Source organism: Rhodoferax sp. GW821-FHT07F03 (genome assembly GCF_059418745.1).
The window spans coordinates 399,690-417,264 of the sequence record NZ_JBWKQM010000001.1; the positions used below are offsets into that span (position 1 = coordinate 399,690).

Consider the following 17,575-nt stretch of genomic DNA (forward strand, 5'->3'; position numbering starts at 1 on the left):
AAAATGATCTTTACATTTTAAGAACCGGGCGCTTGAACCGCCCGGGGTTCACTACGATGCCCGTTTCTTCCGTACCCGCAGCCCAGGCTAAACAGGCCTCCACCTACACCGGCGTGGCAATTGCCCTGCATTGGATTCTGGCCCTGGCTTTGGCGGGCATTTTTGCCGTCGGCACTTATATGGTGGACCTGCCTTTTTCACCCGCACGGCTCAAGTTGTACAACTGGCACAAGTGGGCCGGCATCACGATCCTGACCCTGTCCGCTTTGCGCCTGCTGTGGCGCGCCACGCACCGTCCGCCGGCCTTGCCTGAAGCCATGGTCCGCGGCATGCCTGCCTGGCAGCAGTGGGCCCACCATGCGACGCACGGCCTGATGTATGCGTTGTTTTTTGCGGTGCCGTTGCTGGGCTGGGCCTATAGCTCGGCGACCGGTTTCCAGATCGTGGTCTTCGGGCAGATTCCGCTGCCGGATCTGGTGCCCGCCAGCAAGGAGTTGGCCGAGTTCCTGAAACCTCTGCACCGGTTGTCGGCATGGGCGCTGTGCGCCCTGGTGGTGGTGCACGTAGCTGCCGCGCTGAAGCACCAGTTTGTGGACCGTGATGGGCTGATTGCCCGCATGTGGCCTGCCAAATCCTGATCTATCTTGATCTATCCGTCTGAGCATCGCTTTTTCTCATTTCGAAAGGTACCCATGTCCCGTCTATTGAATTTGTCGCTTGTTGCCCTGGCTTTGGGCTTTAGCTTGGGGGCTTATGCCGACCAGAAGCTAGTGCCGGCCGGAAGCGAAATTGTGTTCGTCAGCAAGCAGATGGGTGTGCCGGTAGAGGGGCGCTTCAAGAAATTTGATGGACAGGTTAGCTTCGACCCGGCCAAGCTGGATGCCAGCAAGATCAGCTTCACCGTGGACATGGCCAGCGCTACTTTGGGCGTGCCAGAAACCGACGCCGAGTTGCCAAAGCCGACCTGGTTCAACCTGGGCAAGTTTCCTCAGGCCAGCTTTGTCTCTAGCGGCGTCAAGGCGCTGGGTGGCGGCAAGTATGACGTTGCCGGCAAGCTGACCATCAAAGGCCAGGCTCGCGACGTGGTGGTACCTGTGACCATGGTGCAGTCGGGTGCCAACACCGTGGCCTCCGGCGTGCTGCCGATCAAGCGCCTTGCCTTCAAGATTGGCGAAGGCGAGTGGGCCGATACCTCCATGGTCGCCGACGACGTACAAGTCAAATTCAAATTCAATCTGACGGGTGTAGGCAAGCTCTAAACCCGGCTTTTTTCTGTTTCCCGTTTCCTTAAACCACTCTTGAAAGAGAACCCATGCGCCACACTTTGCTCGCTCTTGCCGCTATCGCCACCCTGTCTGCCGGGGCTGCCCAGGCTGAGTCCGCAACCTATGCGATTGATCCAAGCCACACTTTTGTGACCTTTGAAATTGGTCACATGGGCACCTCGACCAACCGCGGTCGTTTCGATAAGAAGGAAGGTACGGTCCAGCTCGACGTGGCTGGCAAGTCCGGCAAGGTGGATCTGACCATCGACGCTACTTCGCTGTCCACCGGTACCGCCGCGTTCAACAAGCATCTGCAAAGCGCTGACTTCTTCAACGTTGAGAAATTCCCCACCATTACCTTTAGCGCCGACAAGTTCGTGTTCACGGGCGACAAGGTGTCGGAGGTGGTGGGCAATCTGACCTTGTTGGGCAAGACCAACCCCGTGACGCTCAAGGCCAGCAACTTCAATTGCTACCAAAACCCCATGCTCAAGCGTGAAGTGTGCGGTGGCGACTTTGATACCACCATTCAGCGCAGCCAATGGGGCATGACCTGGGGCGCCAACTACGGCTTCCCTGACGCAGTGCACCTGATCGTCCAAGTGGAAGCCGTGAAGCAGTAATTCACAGCGTTCCCGTGAACAGCCCGCCCGTCAACGAGATGGGCGGGCTGTTCTTTTTTGGGCTATGCCTGCCGTGATAATCGTGCCATGACCGATTTCATCTACCTTGCTTCGCAAAGCCCTCGCCGCAGCCAGCTGCTGGACCAATTGGGGGTACGCCATGAACTGTTGCTGCCCGATCCGGACGAGGACAGCGAAGGACTTGAGGTTGCTATGAAAAACGAAGCACCTGCAGCATATGTTCAGCGCGTGACAGACCTGAAGCTTGATGCCGCCGTGGCGCGGTTGAAGCGCCGTGGCCTGCCCGTGGCGCCCATCCTGTGCTCGGACACCACGGTGGCGTTGGGTCGCAGGATTCTGGGCAAGCCGGCCGATGCCCAGGACGCGGCGCGCATGCTGTCCGCTTTGTCCGGCTCCCGGCACCGCGTGTTGACGGCTGTGGCGTTGCAGCAGCGGTGTAAGCGGGTGCAGGCCCTGAGTGCCTCGCATGTCGATTTCGTCCCCATGTCTACGGCCCAGATAAAGGCCTATGTGGCCTCGGGTGAGCCTATGGGCAAGGCTGGGGCCTATGCGGTGCAGGGGCGGGCGGCAGGGTTTATCTCGCATATCCGGGGCAGCTATTCGGGCATCATGGGCTTGCCCATGTTCGAGACAGCCGAGCTGCTGCGCGCCCTGGGCTTTAAATTTTGACCACCATGCCTATGCAACAAGACATTCTGATCAATTGGTCGCCGCAGGAAACCCGGGTGGCGGTGGTGGAGCACGGTTCGGTGCAGGAGCTGCATGTGGAGCGCACACTGGAGCGCGGCATGGTGGGCAATGTGTACCTGGGCAAGGTGGTGCGGGTGCTGCCGGGCATGCAGTCCACCTTCATTGATATCGGGCTGGAACGCGCGGCTTTCCTGCACGTGGCCGATCTGGCGAATGGCTTCGTAGGCCACAAGTCGGCCGAGCTGGATGCCAATGGTGTGGCCAAGCCGGCTGCGCCCGTGGTGCCTATCGAGCGCCAGGTGTTCGAAGGCCAGGCGTTGATGGTGCAGGTCATCAAGGACCCCATCGGCACCAAGGGCGCGCGTCTGTCGGCGCAGATCAGCATTGCCGGGCGCCTGCTGGTGTTTCTCCCGCAGGACGACCATGTGGGCGTGTCGCAAAAAATCCCCCTGGCCCAACGTGAAGATTTGCGCAAGCGCCTGCAGGCGCTGGTGGGCGATGCGTCCACAGGCGGGGGTGGCGGCTTCATTCTGCGTACCAATGGCGAAGACGCTACGGATGAAGAGCTGGCCGACGACATAGCCTATTTGCGCAAGACTTGGGCGCGCATCAAAAGTGCCTCCGTGCGTTTGCCCCCCACGTCTTTGCTGCACCAGGATCTGAATTTGTTGCAGCGTGTGCTGCGTGACTTGGTCAGCGAGCAGACCCAGACCATACGCCTTGATTCGCGCGAACAGTTCGAGATGTTGCAGGCCTTTGGCAAGGAATTCATGCCGGCGGCGGTGGAGAAGCTGCAGCACTACAAGGGCGAGCGGCCGATTTTTGACTTGTTCTCCATCGACGAGGAAATCGCCAAGGCTCTGGGCCGGCGTGTGGAGCTGAAGTCCGGCGGCTACCTGATCGTGGACCAGACCGAGGCGCTGACCACGGTGGATGTGAACACCGGCGCGTTCGTAGGTGCGCGCAATTTCGACGACACCATCTTCAAGACCAATCTGGAGGCCACCCAGGCGATTGCCCGGCAGCTGCGTCTGCGCAATTTGGGCGGTATCGTGATCGTGGACTTTATTGACATGGCGCGTGAGGAGCACCGCGATGCTGTGTTGGCCGAGTTCCGCAAGCAGCTGGCGCGTGACCGCGTGAAGACCACGGCCGGTGGTTTTTCGGCGCTAGGTTTGGTGGAAATGACGCGTAAGCGTACCCGTGAATCGCTGGCGCACATGCTGTGCGAGCCCTGCGCGGTGTGCAGCGGCAAGGGCAGCGTGAAGACCGCGCGCAGCGTGACCTACGACATCCTGCGTGAAATTCTGCGCGAGGCGCGCCAGTTCAATCCGCGCGAGTTCCGCGTGGTGGCCTCGCCCAAAGTCATAGAGCTGTTTCTGGATGAAGAAAGCCAGCACTTGGCTGGCTTGAGCGATTTCATCGGCAAACCCATCTCCTTGCAAAGCGAGGCCGCCATGGGACAGGAACAGTACGACATCGTCCTTTTGTAGACCCATGCCCAGCCAACGTACCGCCAACCGACAGCCCATCCCTATCCTGATGTACCACCAGATCGACTCGGCGCCGCCCAAGGGCGCGCCGTTTCGTAGCCTGGTGGTGTCGCCGCAAAGTTTTGCACGCCAGATGGCGCTGCTGAAGTTGCTGGGCTACCAGGGACTGTCCATGCAGGCTCTGCAGCCCTATTTGGTCGGCAGCAAGACCGGTCGGGTGGTGGGCATCACTTTTGACGATGGTTATTTGAACAATCTGCACTACGCTTTGCCAGTGCTGCAGCGTTACAGCTTTTCTTCCACCTGTTATGTGGTCAGTCAGCGCCTGGGGCAGACCAATGCCTGGGACGCCGAGATCGGAATTGCCCAGACGCCGCTGATGGACATGGCGCAGCTGCGTACCTGGGTGGCGGGCGGGCAGGACGTAGGCGCCCATACCCGCCACCATGTACGCCTGCCCCAGCAGGATGCCGCCACCAGCCGCAGCGAGATCATGCTTTGCAAATCAGAACTGGAAGACGGCCTGGGTGTCACGGTCAACCACTTTTGTTATCCCTACGGGGAATACACGGCTGAGCATACGGAGCTGGTACAGGAGGCCGGTTTTTGCACCGCCACCACCACTCAGCGAAGCCGTTGCCTGGCGGGTGAAGACATGCTGCAGTTGCCGCGCGCCCCGGTAGCGCGCTCTACCAGCCTGCTGAATCTGTGGATGAAGCTGGGTACGGGCTACGAAGACCGCCGTCGCGCATGAGTGGCAAGCCTTCTCCCGGCATAGAGGCTGGCCGCAGGCTGCGCATTGCCGTGTTGAACCGGGTATTTGCCCCCACCGGTGGTGGTGCCGAGCGCTATTCGATTGCGCTGGTGGAGCAATTGGCGCAGCGCCACGATATCCATGTGTTTGCTCAGACCATAGGCCATGCCATGCCTGGCGTGAGCTACCACCGGGTTTCTGCGCCATTCAAAAAACCCCGCTGGGTGAACCAGCTTTGGTATGCCATCGCCACTTGGTGGGCCACGCGCAAAGGTTTTGACGTGGTGCATTCGCATGAGAACACCTGGCATGGCCAGGTGCAGACCGTGCACGTGCTGCCGGTTCGGCACAACCTGTTCCACCAACGCCGCGGCTGGCGGGCCGTACAGCGCGGGCTGCAAGTGCTGACCAGCCCACGGTTATGGGTCTATCTGGGTTTGGAATACTTGCGCTACCGGCCGAAGGCAGACAAGGCGGTGGTGGTCACGTCCAGTTTTTTGCGCGGCACTATGGCTGCTTGTTATCCCGCTACTCTGCCCATGCTGCGGGTACTGACCCCGGGTGTGGCCACTGTGCCTGGTGCGGCCAGTGACGCCACCAAGCAGCATGCGCGTACGCAGTTGGGTTTGCCGTTGGAGGGAATTTGCCTGCTGCTGGTGGGCAACGACTTCCGTAAGAAAGGCCTGCCAAGCCTGCTGCAGGCTTTGGCTGAACTGCCCGCCGAGGTGTTTCTGGTGGTGGTGGGCAAGCCGGAGCAGACTGCCGAATTCCGTGCGCGTGCCAGCAGTTTGGGTGTGGCGCAGCGGGTGTTCTTTCTGGGTGCCATGGACCAGGTGGACCCCGCCTATCAGGCAGCAGATGTACTGGTGCATCCCACTCTGGAAGATACCTTTGCCATGGTGGTGCTGGAGGCTATGGCCCATGGCCTGCCGGTCGTGGTCAGTGCCGAGCGCTACTGCGGTATTGCTGGCTTGCTGACGGACGGCGTGAATGTGTTGCTGCTGGATGATCCGCAGGATGCGCCAGCCTTGGCTACCGCCCTGCGGTGCTTGTTGGCCGATGCCGCATTGCGTGAGGGTCTGGGCCGCCAGGCGTTGGCTTTTGCGCAAGACCATCTGTGGCCGGCGTTGGCACAGCAGCAGGAACAGATTTACCAGGCGGTCGCAAAGAATCTATGAAAAATGGGCTGCTGGCGCAGTATCTACCTGCGCTGACAGCTATTTATTTCATAGCGATTGCTGTGCTCAAGCCTCTGCGCTGCTGTGCAGCCCCAGGCGGTACAGGCGGGCATAGGGGCCGTTTTGCTCCAGCAGCTGGACGTGGGTGCCGGTTTCCACGATACGACCAGCGTCCATGACTACGATGCGGTCCGCATGGTGTACGGTAGACAGGCGGTGCGCAATGACCAAGGTGGTACGTTGAACCATCAGACGCTCCAGTGCGTCTTGCACGGCCCGCTCCGATTCGGTGTCCAGTGCCGAGGTGGCTTCGTCCAGTATCAGCACTGGGGCATTTTTGTACAGCGCCCGGGCAATCGCCAGCCGCTGGCGTTGGCCGCCCGATAACTGGGTGGCGTTGTGCCCGACGACGGTGTCTATGCCCTGCGGCAGGTCGGCCACCAGGCGATCCAGGTTGGCATCGATCAGGCATTGCTGTACACGCTGCCGGTCCATGGGCAGGCCCAATGCCACGTTGTGGGCGATGCTGTCGTTGAGCATGACGACATGCTGGCTGACCACGGCAAACTGGTGGCGTAAGGCATCCAGATTCCAGTCCTGGATGGCTTGTCCATCGAGCTCAACCCGGCCCGATGCCGGGTCCAGAAAGCGCGGCAGCAGGTTCACCAGCGTGGTTTTACCGGCGCCGGAGGCTCCGACCAGGGCGACGGTTTCGCCAGCGGCAATCCCCAGGTTGATGCGGTCCAGGGCCGGAGTGGGGTGGCCTGGGAATGACACCGTGGTGTCGGTAAAACGGATATTGCCTCGCGCACGCTCCAGTTGGAAGCTGCCGCCGTATTCGTCGGGTGTGGATTCCACGAAGTTCAGACCGCGCTCCACGGCGGCCAGGCCCCGGGTAATGGGGCCGGCGACTTCCGACAGATGTTTGATCGGCGCCACCAGCATCAGCATGGCGGTGACAAAGGCTACGAAGCCGCCAACAGAGGCACCATTGTTGGCGCTCTGCAGCAGGGCGACCGAGATGACTGCCGAGAGGGCGACCGCGGCCAGCATCTGGGTGATGGGGGCCATGGCCGAAGAGGCGGCGGTGGATTTCATGGACAGCCGGTGCAGCGTCTTGCTCAACTCGGTGAAGCGGTTGCGTTGCAGGCTCTGCGCGGCATGCAAACGGATGTCGCGGTTGGCCAGTACGTTTTCTTCGACCACATAGGCCAGTGAGTCCGTCGCAGTCTGGCTGTCCTTGGTCAGGCGGAATAGGCGCTTGGACAGAATCTGCATCACCCAGGCTACGGCTGGAATGAGGCAGGCGACGATCAGGGTGAGCTTGGGATTCAGATAGAGCAGGTAGGACGATAGCGCCAGCAAGGTCAGCGCATCCCGTGTCATGCTCATCAGCGCGTTCACCAGCAGGCTGGAGCCGTTCTGCATTTCATACACCACGGTGTTGGCCAAGGCGCTGGAGGTATTGGCGGTGAACATGGCGGGCTGGCCGGTCAGCACTTTGGCAAACATCGCCTGGCGCAAGGCCATCAGGCCCTGGTTGGTTACCTTGGCCAGGGCCAGGGATGCGATGAATCCTGCCGCACCGCGCACCCCGAACAGCAGCAGCAGGGTGACGGGAACCACCCACAATTGGATATTGGTTTTCTGAAACCCCTGGTCTAGCAGGGGCTGGAGCAGGGCGGGGATCATGGGCTCGGTTGCTGAACCGACGATGGTGGCCACTACCGCCATGATCCAGCCGCTGCGAGAGGGACTGAAATAGGGCCAGATATGGCGCAGGCGCTGCAGAATGGTCGGCGCGGCGTTAGTCATGGAGTAGTCTTTGCTCTGGAAATAGAGTGTGGCTGGTGCCGGCTTTGCCAGCCCAAGGCCAGCAGCAGGCCTAGCGTCACGCAAAAAAAGTCGCCAATGGCGCCGTCAAACAGGCTCGAGTTGAAACAGCATGCAACGATCAGCGCGGCAACCACGGAGTGCACAGCATGCCGGACCGGCAAGGGCATGGACAGCGCATCCTTGCAGGCCGCAAACAGCAGATAGCACAGCAAGACAATGCCACCCAGGCCCGCTTCCACGCCCCAGAGCAAAAATTCCTGGTGCGGGTTGCGTATTTGCAGGGTATGGGGGGCGCCCCGACCAGCATCCAGGCGGCGGTACTGTGCGTTCCAGCTACCTACACCAAAGCCATACAAGGGGCGTTCTGCGATGGCCTGCAGTGAACGGTGCCAGTAGTTTAGGCGTTCGCCGGACGGCGTATCGTTGTTGCCAGCGTCGGAGAATGCACTGGTTTCCGTTGCGACCGCATTGAACCGGTCATGGAAACGGGAAGAAGTACCATACATACCCATTACCAGCAGCACCGGCGCCAAGAGAGCGGCAATACGCCAGCGCGTGGGCAAGGCCCACATCACGGCCAATGTGATAAGCACAATGGCCACCATATGGCCTGTCCGTCCTTGCATGGCGAACACGGCGTTGGTTAGTGCCAGTATGACGGTTAGCAAAGCAAGGGCCCGCAGCAGGGGGCGATGGGTGAGTTCGCGCAGATGCCAGCACAGCGCAGCCACCACGCAGCTCATGATGGACTGGTCGAGGTAGGTGGAAAACACAGCGTAGTCTGTATCGGTTGCGGGGTTGGTGGCCCAAGGGACTGGGAGGTGCAATACCAGCAGCCATGAACTGGTCAACAGAAATAGCTGCGCTATAAAAAAAGCACCCAGGGCCAGCATGGCTTCCCGCTGGTTGCGTATGAGCAGCAGCAGCATGGGGATGACCAAGAGCTTGCTGCGCTTGCCCAGCGACTGCGCGGCTTCTGCCAAAGATGCTTCGGTCCACAGTAGGGTCAATGCCAGGCCAGCCAGGGCAAGCAGAACCGCTACGACAGTGCGCTGTGCGGGAAATGCGCGCTGGCTGCTTGCATACCATGGCTGCTTCAGCAATATCACCAGGCCGCATAGCACCAGCAGCGCTTTTGCTACGCTCATCATGGCAATAGTTAGGCCCACGGAAATGGCTGTAGTACAGACTAGGAGGGTTCGTATGGATTGTGGATACCGCACAGAATGGGCCGTAGAGTTAGTCAAAATAGGCGGCCATTATCGGTGTATCAATAAGTGGGTCCCGATACGGGTTACGCGTGGGGGCGTTTAGGGGGTCTGCTATGCTCAACCGGGTTGCAACCTGACCAACACGTACCACAAGTGAGCAAGATATCCGTTTACATCATTGCCTATAACGAAGCCGAGAAGGTGGCTGACGCCATCCGCAGTGTGGCCTGGGCAGACGAGATCATCGTAGCCGATTCACACAGTACGGATGACACCGTGCGCATCGCCGAGTCGCTTGGTGCACGGGTGGTGCAGATCGATTTTGAGGGTTTTGGCAAGCTGCGCAATGATGCCGTGGCTGCTTGTTCGCATGAGTGGGTGTTTAGCCTGGACTCGGACGAACGCTGCACACATGAGGCCGCAAGTGAGATACAGGCCCTGGTGGCGCAGGCACAGGCTGACGTGTTTTTTGTGCCGCGCCGCAATTTCTTTTTGGGGCGTGAAATACGGCACTCAGGTTGGTACCCGAACTATCGCCAGCCGCAACTGTTTCGCCGTTCGCAAATGCGCTACGAACCCAGTCCGGTGCACGAGGGCTTCGAGTTGACGCCCGGCGCCAGGCTTGGCTATTTGAAGTCCGCCATCTGGCAATTGCCCTTCAAGGACCTGGCTGAAGTGGTGGCCAAGATGAACCGCTATTCGTCCCTGGGGGCGACAAAGCGGCGTCAGTCTGGTTCCAGTTACGGCAAGGCTTTGAGTCATGGTATCTGGGCCTTCTGGAAGCATTTCCTGTTCAAGCGTGGTTTCCTGGACGGCTGGCCTGGGCTGGTGATTGCTTTTTCGTACTTTGAAGTAACCTTCTACCGCTACGCCAAGGCCGTGGAGCTGGAGCACCAGGCGAAGTGGTCTCAAGACTGGAAAAATGTCCTGAAGCGCTGATTGGGAACTATTTTTCACAAATACGAACCCACCTACCCCTTGTCCATGAGATTCAAGACAACGCACTTATGAGTTCTGTTTTTTCGTTGAACCGTCGATCCTGTCTGGCCGCCCTGGCGCTGGTCGGGGCTGGCTCGGCATTTGCCCAGTTCCGTGTGGAGGTGTCAGGCGTAGGCTTGACCCAATTGCCTATCGCCATTGCCAGCTTCAAGGGCGACGACCAGTCTCCGCAAAAGATTGCAGCCATCGTGCAAGCCGATCTGGAGCGCAGTGGGCAATTCCGGGCGGTGGATGCCAGCGGAGCCAAACTGGATGAAACCACCCCGCCCGATGTGTCGGTATGGCGCCAGAAGGCTGCAGACTCCCTGGTGGCGGGTAGTGTGACTCGCTTGGCCGATGGCCGCTACGACGTGCGTTTCCGCCTTTGGGATGTGGTGAAGGCTAAGGACCTGATTGCGCAAAGTATCACCGTGCCGCAAGCCGATCTGCGCTTATCTGCGCACCGCATTGCCGATCTCATCTATGAGAAGCTGACTGGCGATCGCGGCGTTTTTTCGACCCGCATTGCCTATGTAACTCGTGCCGGCTCGCGCCATACTTTGTGGGTAGCCGATGCAGACGGCGAGAACAGCCAGTCGGCCTTAGCTAGCCCGGAGTCGATCATTTCTCCGGCCTGGTCGCCGAATGGTTTGCAACTGGCTTATGTGTCTTTCGAGGCCCGCAAACCTGTGATCTACGTGCATGACGTTGCCACCGGTAAGCGCCGCTTGATTGCCAATTTCAAGGGCTCGAACAGTGCGCCGGCCTGGTCTCCGGATGGCCGCTCTTTGGCTGTGACGCTCAGTAAGGACGGAGGCTCGCAGATTTACGTGATTGATGCAAATGGTGGCGAGCCCCGGCGGCTGACTCAATCCAGCGGCATTGACACTGAGCCCCGGTATTCAGCTGATGGAAAATACATCTATTTCGTTAGTGACCGTGGCGGTGCGCCGCAGATCTACCGCATGCCCAGTAGCGGAGGCAATGCCGAGCGAGTAACCTTCTCGGGCAGCTATAACATTTCACCCAGCATCAGCCCGGATGGACGCTGGCTGGCGTATATCTCCCGCATCAATGGTGCCTTCAAGCTGCAAGTGATGGAGCTGAGCAGTTCCACCGTCACCAGCATCACCGATACCACTGCGGACGAGAGCCCCAGTTTTGCCCCCAATAGCCGATTGATTGTTTACGCAACCCAGCAGCAGGGGCGTGAGGCTTTGATGACCTCCACCCTGGACGGAAAAATAAAGGCGCGTTTGGCTGGCCAAGCGGGTGATATCCGTGAACCAGACTGGGGTCCGTTCATGAAGCCCTGAGTACGGTATTGACTTCATATTTAACGAGGAAATGGAAATGAAAAATTTGGTGTGGGCTCTTTCTTTGACGGCTGTGCTGGCCGGTTGCGCTTCGGGCGTCAAGCTGAACGATGTGCCTGTGGTGGATAAGAGCGGTGCCGGTGTCACGCAGGCCGGCAATGCTGGCGCGCAGAGCGATGCTTCGGCTGCCGGCACAAGTGGTGTGACTTCCGTGGATTTGACGAAATCGAATAACGATGCCGTCGGCCCCAACGGCTCGCGCATTGTGTATTTTGACTTTGACAGCTACGCTGTTTCGTCAAGTGACCAGTCGGTGATTGAGTCGAATGCGCGCTACTTGAAGGCCGACAAAACCCGCCATGCCGTGGTGGAAGGTCATACCGACGAACGTGGTGGCCGCGAATACAACCTGGCCCTGGGGCAGAAGCGTGCAGAGTCCGTGCGCCGTGCCTTGGGTCTGCTGGGCGTGGCTGACACTCAGCTCGAAGCTGTGAGCTTCGGCAAGGAAAAGCCTGCCGTGATGGGCAATGATGAAGCCGCCATGGCGAAAAACCGTCGCGCAGAGATCAGCTACCGATGACTCGCACTGCCAGACTTTCGACGGCCCCCGTGCGGCGTCTGGCCGTAGTGGCATGGGCCTGCTGTATGCTGCTTGCAGGCAGCGTCCACGCTGGGGTGTTTGACGATGACGAGGCCCGCAAAGCCATTCTGGATTTGCGCCAGCGCGTGGAAGCAAACCGCCTGGGGGTCGAGTCCTCGAACAAAAAGTTGGCTGAAGATTTGCAGCGAGCCAACGAAGACAATGCGCAGTTGCGGCGCAGCTTGCTGGATTTGCAGAGCCAGATCGATGCGGTACGCGCGGACCTTGCCAAGCAGCGTGGGCAGGATGAACAACTGGCACGTGACGTGGCGGATGTGCAGCGCCGTATGAAGGACCAGACACAGTCGGTAGATGACCGTTTGCGCAAGTTCGAACCGGCCAAGGTGACCGTGGATGGCAAGGAGTTCACCGCCGACCCCGCGGAAAGCCGCGACTTCGATGCCGCGCTGGCCATATTCCGCAAAGGTGATTTCCCTGCCGCGCAAACTGCCTTCCTGGGCTTCAACAAGCGCTATCCGCAAAGTGGTTATGGTACTTCGGTGCTGTTCTGGCTGGGCAATGCCCAGTATGCGAACCGCGACTACAAGGAGGCGATTGCCAACTTCCGCGCCTTGCTGGCGGCGGCGCCTGACCATCTGCGCGCACCTGAGGCCGCGCTGTCGATTGCGAATTGCCAGATGGAGCTGAAAGACGCGCGTTCAGCTCGTAAGACACTGGAAGACCTGGTCAAGGTCTATCCCCAATCTGAAGCTGCATCGGCGGCCAAGGATAGGCTGGCCAAGCTCAAGTAAATGGATGCTGTAGATCTGGCACGGCGCTTCGGTGGCCTGGAGCGCCTGTATAGCGTGCCGGGCGCTGCGCGCATTCGTGCCGCTCACGTGATGGTGGTCGGCATTGGCGGCGTTGGTTCCTGGACCGTGGAGGCGCTTGCGCGCAGCGGGGTAGGGCGCTTGACTCTGGTGGATCTGGACCACGTTTCTGAATCCAATATCAACCGGCAAATCCATGCCCTGGACTCGACCGTCGGGCAGGCCAAGGTACTGGCGATGCGTGACCGTATTGCCCAGATCAATCCAGGCTGCACCGTGCATTGCATCGAGGACTTTGTCGAGCCTGAAACCTGGTTGCAATTGCTGCCCGAGGGCGTGGATGCGGTGGTGGACGCCTGTGACCAGGTCAAGGCCAAGACCCGTATGGCGGCCTGGGCACGGCAGACCCGTGCCTGCTTCATCAGTGTGGGGGCAGCAGGTGGCAAGCGCCACGCGCACAAGGTGGATATCGACGACCTGGCTTTCACCACGCACGACCCCTTGTTGGCGCAGCTGCGCTACCGCTTGCGCAAGGAACATGCGGCTCCGCGTGAAGGCAAAAAGATCGGAGTGACCTGCGTATTCAGCCGTGAAGCCGTCATGCCGCCCGATGCGTCCTGCGCGGTGGAGAGTGATGGCAGCCTGAACTGCCATGGCTATGGCTCGGTGGTCAGCGTCACGGCCACTTTCGGTCAATGTGCTGCGGGCTGGGTTTTGGACCAATTGGCACAGACTCTTGAGAAACCGGTAAAAACCACGCTATAATTTGAGGCTTCGCTACAAAGCGTAAATGCTTTTAGCTGGGACGTTAGCTCAGTTGGTAGAGCAGCGGACTTTTAATCCGTTTGTCGTGGGTTCGACCCCCGCACGTCCCACCAAAATTGTAAAAGCCCGCTATCCAAAAGATAGCGGGCTTTTTGCATTCCACGCTGGGCGTGGAATGTTGCGGATCAATGCGCCAGGGCCTTCAGCACATTTTCTGCCGTGGCCGGTGCAGCCAGCTGCACCACTGCGCCATCGTCACGGGCCGTGGCAATAGCGTCCTTGAGGGCTTCGAAAACGCTGATGGCCAGCATGAAGGGCGGTTCACCCACGGCCTTGCTACCGAAGACGTTGTCCTCGAAGTTGGGCTGCTCCCACAGCGCTACCTTAAAGTGCGCCGGTATGTCGCCGGTGGCTGGGATCTTGTAGGTGCTGGGCGCGTGGGTGCTCAGATAGCCCTTGTCGTTCCACACCAACTGCTCGGTGGTCAGCCAACCCATGCCCTGTATAAAGCCGCCCTCGACCTGGCCAATATCGATGGCCGGGTTGATGCTGGTGCCGGCGTCGTACAGCACGTCTACCTTCAGCACCTTGCTTTCGCCGGTCAGTGTGTCGATGGCGACCTCGCTGCAAGCCGCACCATAGGCGAAGTAGTAGAACGGTCGGCCGGTCAACGTGGTCTTGTCGTAGTGGATCTTGGGTGTGCGGTAAAAGCCATCGCTCCACAGCTGGATGCGGTTGGCATAGGCCTGCTGCACTACGCTGGCAAACGGGCGGCTGCACACCGGGGTGGTGATCTCGCCGCCCTTGAAGCGCACTGCGCCGGGGCCGCAGTTGTCCAGCCCGGCGACGAACTGCGCCAGGTTGTCCCGTACATTGCGCGCCGCGTACTGGGCGGCGCGGCCGTTCAGGTCGGTGCCGCTGGAGGCGGCCGTGGCCGATGCGTTCGGCACCTTGCTCGTGTCACTGGCGGTAGCCAGGACGGTTTCAAAGGCCACGCCCAGCTCGTCGGCCACGATTTGCGCCACCTTGGTGTTCAGGCCCTGGCCCATCTCGGTGCCGCCGTGGTTTACCTGCACGCTGCCATCGGTGTAGACATGCACCAGTGCGCCGGCCTGGTTGAACAGCGTGGCGGTGAACGAGATGCCGAACTTTACCGGCGTGATGCTGATGCCGCGTTTGATCACCGCGCTGCCAGCGTTCCAGGCGGCAATCGCGGCCCGGCGTTGCTGGTAGCTGGACGTTTGTTCTATCTGCTCCAGCATGGGGTGCAGGATGTTGTCCTCCACCTTCATCTGGTAGTGGGTCGTATCGCGTGTAGGGTTGGGCGTGTGCGCCGCGTCATACAGGTTGTGGCGGCGCACGGCCAGTGGGTCCAGTTGGAGCTGGCGGGCGATCTCGCTGAGTATGCTTTCGATGACGATCACGCCCTGCGGTCCGCCAAAGCCGCGGAAAGCGGTATGGCTCTGGGTATGGGTTTTCAGGCGGTAGGAGGCGATGTCCACATCGGCCAGAAAGTAGGCGTTGTCCACGTGGAAGACGGCGCGGTCGGCCACCGGGCCGCTGAGGTCGGCACTGAAGCCGCAATTGGCCAGCATGGTCAGCTGTAGGCCGCAGATAAGACCTTGGTCGTCGTAACCCACGGTGTAGTCGTAGGCAAACGGGTGGCGCTTGCCAGTGACCATGAAGTCGTCATCCCGGTCCAGGCGCAGCTTGATGGGGTGGCCCAGCTTCTGTGCAGCCACGGCGGCCCACACGGCCAGATGTCCGGCCTGGGTTTCCTTGCCGCCAAAGCCGCCGCCCATGCGCCGGCATTCCACCCGCACAGCGTGGTTGGCAATGCCCAGCGCGTGGGCCACCCAATGTTGAACTTCGCCTGGGTGCTGGGTACTGGAGTGCACCAGCCACTGGCCTTGCTCCTGCGGCAGCACATAGGCTACCTGGCCCTCCAGGTAGAAGTGTTCCTGGCCACCTACTTCCAGCTGGCCGCTGAGGGTGTGGGGTGCCTGGGCCAGGGCTGCTGCGGCATCGCCCCGGCGCACAAATACCGGCGGCAGCACATAGCTTTTGGCGGCGTGGGCCTGGCGCACATCCAGCAGGGCGGGCAGGGGGCTGATGTCGAGCTGGACGGCGCGTGCGGCGGCGCGTGCCTGCATGACCGAATCGGCGACCACCAGGCCGATCACTTGGCCAACGTGGTGCACCGTGTCGATGGCAAAAATGGCTTCGTCGTGGGCGAATGCCGCCAGGATGGGGTCGCCGGGGATATCGGCGGCCAGCACCACGCCTTGTACTCCGGGCATGGCTTGCGCAGCGGTCGTATCTACCTTGTGCAACGTGCCGTGGGCCACGTTGGACAGGATGGGCGCGGCGTACAGCGTGCCGCGTACCTCGGGCAGGTCGTCCACGTAATGGGCGGAGCCAGCCACCTGGGCGCGGGCGCTTTCATGGGCCACGCTGCGGCCTGCGGCAGCGGGGACCAGAGCAATTTTTTCGATTTTTTCCGGGGCGTTCATACTAGGGCCTCCACGTCCAGGGTGGCCAGATTGATCTGGGTCTGGCCCTGGCTTTCCAACCAGAAACGTTGCAGCAAATTGCCCAGCACCTCGCTGCGGTAGGCGGCCGAGGCGCGCATGTCGGAGATGGGCTGGAACTCGGCGCGCAGTACGGCGGCAGCGGCCTGCACCGTGGCCTGGTTCCAGGGCTGGCCGACCAGGGCGGCCTGGGTTTGCAGCGCGCGCACCGGGGTGGCGGCTACGCCGCCCGCGCCTATGGAGGCGGTTTGCACCAGGCCGTCTTTCAGCGTCAGCTGCAGCGCCAGGCAGACGGCGGAAATGTCGTCGTCGAAGCGTTTGGAAATCTTGTAGACCTGCATCAGCTCGCCTTGTGGGCGGGGCACGTCGATCCAGGCCAGCACCTCGTCGGGTGCCATCACATTGCTGCGGTAGCCGGTGTACAGGTGCTCCAGCGGCAGGCTGCGCGTGCCGCGAAGGCTTGCCAGGCCCACGCTGGCGCCCAGGGCGATCAGCAGCGGCATGGAGTCGCCAATCGGCGAGCCATTGGCCACGTTGCCGCCCAGCGTGCCCGAGTTGCGTACCGGCAGGCCGGCGAAGCGGCTGGCAAAGCTGTGCAGTTGCGGTCGGTCGGCCACCAGCGCGCTGAAGGCGTCTTGCAGGGTGACTGCCGCGCCGATGCGGATGCCGTCGGCCTGTGGCTGGATCTGCCGCAACTCGGCCACCTGGGTGACGTCCAGCACGCTGTCGAAATGCTTGTGCATCTTGGTGACCCACAGGCCTACGTCGGTGCAGCCGGCCACGATCTGGGCCTGCGGGTTCGCTGCGCGTGCGGCAGTGAGCTCGGCCAGGGTGGTGGGCGATTTATAAGAATAATCGGCCTGCAGCGCAGGTTTTGTCTGCGCAAGTAGCTCTAATTTTTGTAGCAAGGCGGATTCGTCTATGTGGACCGGTGGCAGGCTGGCCATGTGCTGCGCGGCGTCCAGAATCGGCCGGTAGCCGGTGCAGCGGCACAGATTGCCCGAGAGTTCCTCTTGTGCCAGCTGGCGGCTGATGCCCTGGCCGCGGCACACATGGTTCTGGTACATGCCAAATAGGCTCATCACAAAGCCGGGCGTGCAAAAACCGCACTGCGAACCGTGGCACTGCACCATGGCTTCCTGGGCTGGATGGAGGTCGCCATTGGCCTGGGCCAGGTCTTCCACCGTCCACAAGGCCATGCCGTCCACCGAGTGGGCCAGGCGTATGCAGCTGTTGATGGCGCGAAAGCGCAGGCTGCCATGTTCATGGCTATGGGGCTCAGCCAGCACCACGGTGCAGGCGCCGCAGTCGCCTTCGCCGCAGCCTTCCTTGGTGCCGATGGCGCCCAGGTCTTCGCGCAGCACCTGCAGCAGGGTGCGGTCGGGCGGCACGTTGTTCAGTATCACGGTCTGGCCACGCCGGATGAAGCGCAGAGGGTGGGTTGTCATAAGGTGTGGAGTCCTAGCGGGGCTGAAACGATATAAGTCAAAGTCAATGGATGCAG

General features: G+C 60.8%; 16 protein-coding genes and 1 tRNA gene. 13 read left to right on the forward strand and 4 right to left on the reverse strand.

Annotation, left to right across the window (positions count from 1 at the left end):
• The first annotated feature begins 56 nt into the window (after positions 1-56).
• From AC07R0_RS01770 to AC07R0_RS01800, 7 genes are all read left to right on the forward strand, one after another.
• A complete protein-coding gene (locus AC07R0_RS01770) occupies positions 57-638 on the forward strand; it encodes a cytochrome b (RefSeq protein ID WP_495076503.1) in 582 nt (193 codons plus the stop codon).
• Positions 639-692: 54 nt separating this feature from the next.
• The gene (locus tag AC07R0_RS01775) at positions 693-1,259 is read left to right on the forward strand and encodes a YceI family protein (protein ID WP_495103544.1); all 567 of its coding nucleotides are present in this window, start codon (positions 693-695) and stop codon (positions 1,257-1,259) included.
• A 53-nt stretch (positions 1,260-1,312) separates the two neighbouring features.
• Positions 1,313-1,888, forward strand: coding sequence for a YceI family protein (locus AC07R0_RS01780; RefSeq protein WP_495076505.1), 576 nt, complete (start codon positions 1,313-1,315; stop codon positions 1,886-1,888).
• Positions 1,889-1,975: 87 nt separating this feature from the next.
• Positions 1,976-2,578: a Maf family protein gene (locus AC07R0_RS01785; protein WP_495103545.1), complete on the forward strand. Its 603-nt coding sequence runs from the start codon at positions 1,976-1,978 to the stop codon at positions 2,576-2,578.
• 11 nt (positions 2,579-2,589) lie between these two features.
• A complete protein-coding gene (gene rng / locus AC07R0_RS01790) occupies positions 2,590-4,092 on the forward strand; it encodes a ribonuclease G (protein WP_495103683.1) in 1,503 nt (500 codons plus the stop codon).
• A gap of 4 nt (positions 4,093-4,096) precedes the next feature.
• Positions 4,097-4,846: a polysaccharide deacetylase family protein gene (locus AC07R0_RS01795; protein WP_495103546.1), complete on the forward strand. Its 750-nt coding sequence runs from the start codon at positions 4,097-4,099 to the stop codon at positions 4,844-4,846.
• The gene (locus tag AC07R0_RS01800; RefSeq protein ID WP_495103547.1) at positions 4,843-6,024 is read left to right on the forward strand and encodes a glycosyltransferase family 4 protein; all 1,182 of its coding nucleotides are present in this window, start codon (positions 4,843-4,845) and stop codon (positions 6,022-6,024) included. Before AC07R0_RS01795 ends, AC07R0_RS01800 begins: the two co-directional genes overlap by 4 nt.
• Before the next feature lie 66 nt (positions 6,025-6,090).
• Here the strand turns inward: AC07R0_RS01800 and msbA are convergent, their stop codons facing one another.
• Entirely contained in the window at positions 6,091-7,839 is a 1,749-nt protein-coding gene (msbA, locus tag AC07R0_RS01805) for a lipid A export permease/ATP-binding protein MsbA (RefSeq protein ID WP_495103548.1), read from the reverse strand.
• Positions 7,836-9,008: an O-antigen ligase family protein gene (locus AC07R0_RS01810; RefSeq protein ID WP_495103549.1), complete on the reverse strand. Its 1,173-nt coding sequence runs from the start codon at positions 9,006-9,008 to the stop codon at positions 7,836-7,838. The genes msbA and AC07R0_RS01810 overlap by 4 nt, the downstream gene beginning before the upstream one ends.
• Before the next feature lie 216 nt (positions 9,009-9,224).
• Here AC07R0_RS01810 and AC07R0_RS01815 point away from each other — a divergent pair, with 216 nt between their 5' ends.
• The 6 genes from AC07R0_RS01815 (at position 9,225) to AC07R0_RS01840 (ending at position 13,653) form a co-directional block, all read left to right on the forward strand.
• Positions 9,225-10,010 carry a glycosyltransferase family 2 protein gene (locus AC07R0_RS01815; RefSeq protein ID WP_495103550.1) on the forward strand — a complete coding sequence of 262 codons (786 nt, stop codon included), beginning with the start codon at positions 9,225-9,227 and terminating at the stop codon, positions 10,008-10,010.
• 68 nt (positions 10,011-10,078) lie between these two features.
• Entirely contained in the window at positions 10,079-11,365 is a 1,287-nt protein-coding gene (tolB, locus tag AC07R0_RS01820; protein ID WP_495103551.1) for a Tol-Pal system beta propeller repeat protein TolB, read from the forward strand.
• Between the two features lie 37 nt (positions 11,366-11,402).
• Positions 11,403-11,945: a peptidoglycan-associated lipoprotein Pal gene (gene pal, locus AC07R0_RS01825; protein WP_495103552.1), complete on the forward strand. Its 543-nt coding sequence runs from the start codon at positions 11,403-11,405 to the stop codon at positions 11,943-11,945.
• Positions 11,946-12,010: 65 nt separating this feature from the next.
• Positions 12,011-12,757, forward strand: a complete 747-nt coding sequence (ybgF, locus tag AC07R0_RS01830) for a tol-pal system protein YbgF (protein ID WP_495103553.1) — start codon at positions 12,011-12,013, stop codon at positions 12,755-12,757.
• The gene (locus AC07R0_RS01835) at positions 12,758-13,540 is read left to right on the forward strand and encodes a tRNA threonylcarbamoyladenosine dehydratase (RefSeq protein ID WP_495103554.1); all 783 of its coding nucleotides are present in this window, start codon (positions 12,758-12,760) and stop codon (positions 13,538-13,540) included.
• 37 nt (positions 13,541-13,577) lie between these two features.
• Positions 13,578-13,653 (forward strand) — tRNA-Lys (locus AC07R0_RS01840).
• Between the two features lie 72 nt (positions 13,654-13,725).
• Here AC07R0_RS01840 and xdhB read toward each other — a convergent pair.
• Together xdhB and xdhA are read right to left on the reverse strand one after the other, a co-directional pair.
• Positions 13,726-16,053 carry a xanthine dehydrogenase molybdopterin binding subunit gene (gene xdhB, locus AC07R0_RS01845; RefSeq protein WP_495103555.1) on the reverse strand — a complete coding sequence of 776 codons (2,328 nt, stop codon included), beginning with the start codon at positions 16,051-16,053 and terminating at the stop codon, positions 13,726-13,728.
• Positions 16,050-17,519: a xanthine dehydrogenase small subunit gene (gene xdhA / locus AC07R0_RS01850; protein ID WP_495103556.1), complete on the reverse strand. Its 1,470-nt coding sequence runs from the start codon at positions 17,517-17,519 to the stop codon at positions 16,050-16,052. The genes xdhB and xdhA overlap by 4 nt, the downstream gene beginning before the upstream one ends.
• Positions 17,520-17,575: the final 56 nt, after the last annotated feature.

Excerpts from the sequence above, each read along its gene's own strand:
- xdhB (WP_495103555.1), bottom strand. The coding sequence starts at position 16,053 with ATGAACGCCCCGGAAAAAATCGAAAAAATTGCTCTGGTCCCCGCTGCC.
- ybgF (WP_495103553.1), top strand. The coding sequence starts at position 12,011 with ATGCTGCTTGCAGGCAGCGTCCACGCTGGGGTGTTTGACGATGACGAG.
- AC07R0_RS01775 (WP_495103544.1), top strand. The coding sequence starts at position 693 with ATGTCCCGTCTATTGAATTTGTCGCTTGTTGCCCTGGCTTTGGGCTTT.
- AC07R0_RS01795 (WP_495103546.1), top strand. The coding sequence starts at position 4,097 with ATGCCCAGCCAACGTACCGCCAACCGACAGCCCATCCCTATCCTGATG.
- AC07R0_RS01810 (WP_495103549.1), bottom strand. The coding sequence starts at position 9,008 with ATGAGCGTAGCAAAAGCGCTGCTGGTGCTATGCGGCCTGGTGATATTG.
- AC07R0_RS01770 (WP_495076503.1), top strand. The coding sequence starts at position 57 with ATGCCCGTTTCTTCCGTACCCGCAGCCCAGGCTAAACAGGCCTCCACC.
- xdhA (WP_495103556.1), bottom strand. The coding sequence starts at position 17,519 with ATGACAACCCACCCTCTGCGCTTCATCCGGCGTGGCCAGACCGTGATA.
- AC07R0_RS01800 (WP_495103547.1), top strand. The coding sequence starts at position 4,843 with ATGAGTGGCAAGCCTTCTCCCGGCATAGAGGCTGGCCGCAGGCTGCGC.
- pal (WP_495103552.1), top strand. The coding sequence starts at position 11,403 with ATGAAAAATTTGGTGTGGGCTCTTTCTTTGACGGCTGTGCTGGCCGGT.
- AC07R0_RS01835 (WP_495103554.1), top strand. The coding sequence starts at position 12,758 with ATGGATGCTGTAGATCTGGCACGGCGCTTCGGTGGCCTGGAGCGCCTG.
- tolB (WP_495103551.1), top strand. The coding sequence starts at position 10,079 with ATGAGTTCTGTTTTTTCGTTGAACCGTCGATCCTGTCTGGCCGCCCTG.
- AC07R0_RS01785 (WP_495103545.1), top strand. The coding sequence starts at position 1,976 with ATGACCGATTTCATCTACCTTGCTTCGCAAAGCCCTCGCCGCAGCCAG.
- msbA (WP_495103548.1), bottom strand. The coding sequence starts at position 7,839 with ATGACTAACGCCGCGCCGACCATTCTGCAGCGCCTGCGCCATATCTGG.
- rng (WP_495103683.1), top strand. The coding sequence starts at position 2,590 with ATGCAACAAGACATTCTGATCAATTGGTCGCCGCAGGAAACCCGGGTG.
- AC07R0_RS01780 (WP_495076505.1), top strand. The coding sequence starts at position 1,313 with ATGCGCCACACTTTGCTCGCTCTTGCCGCTATCGCCACCCTGTCTGCC.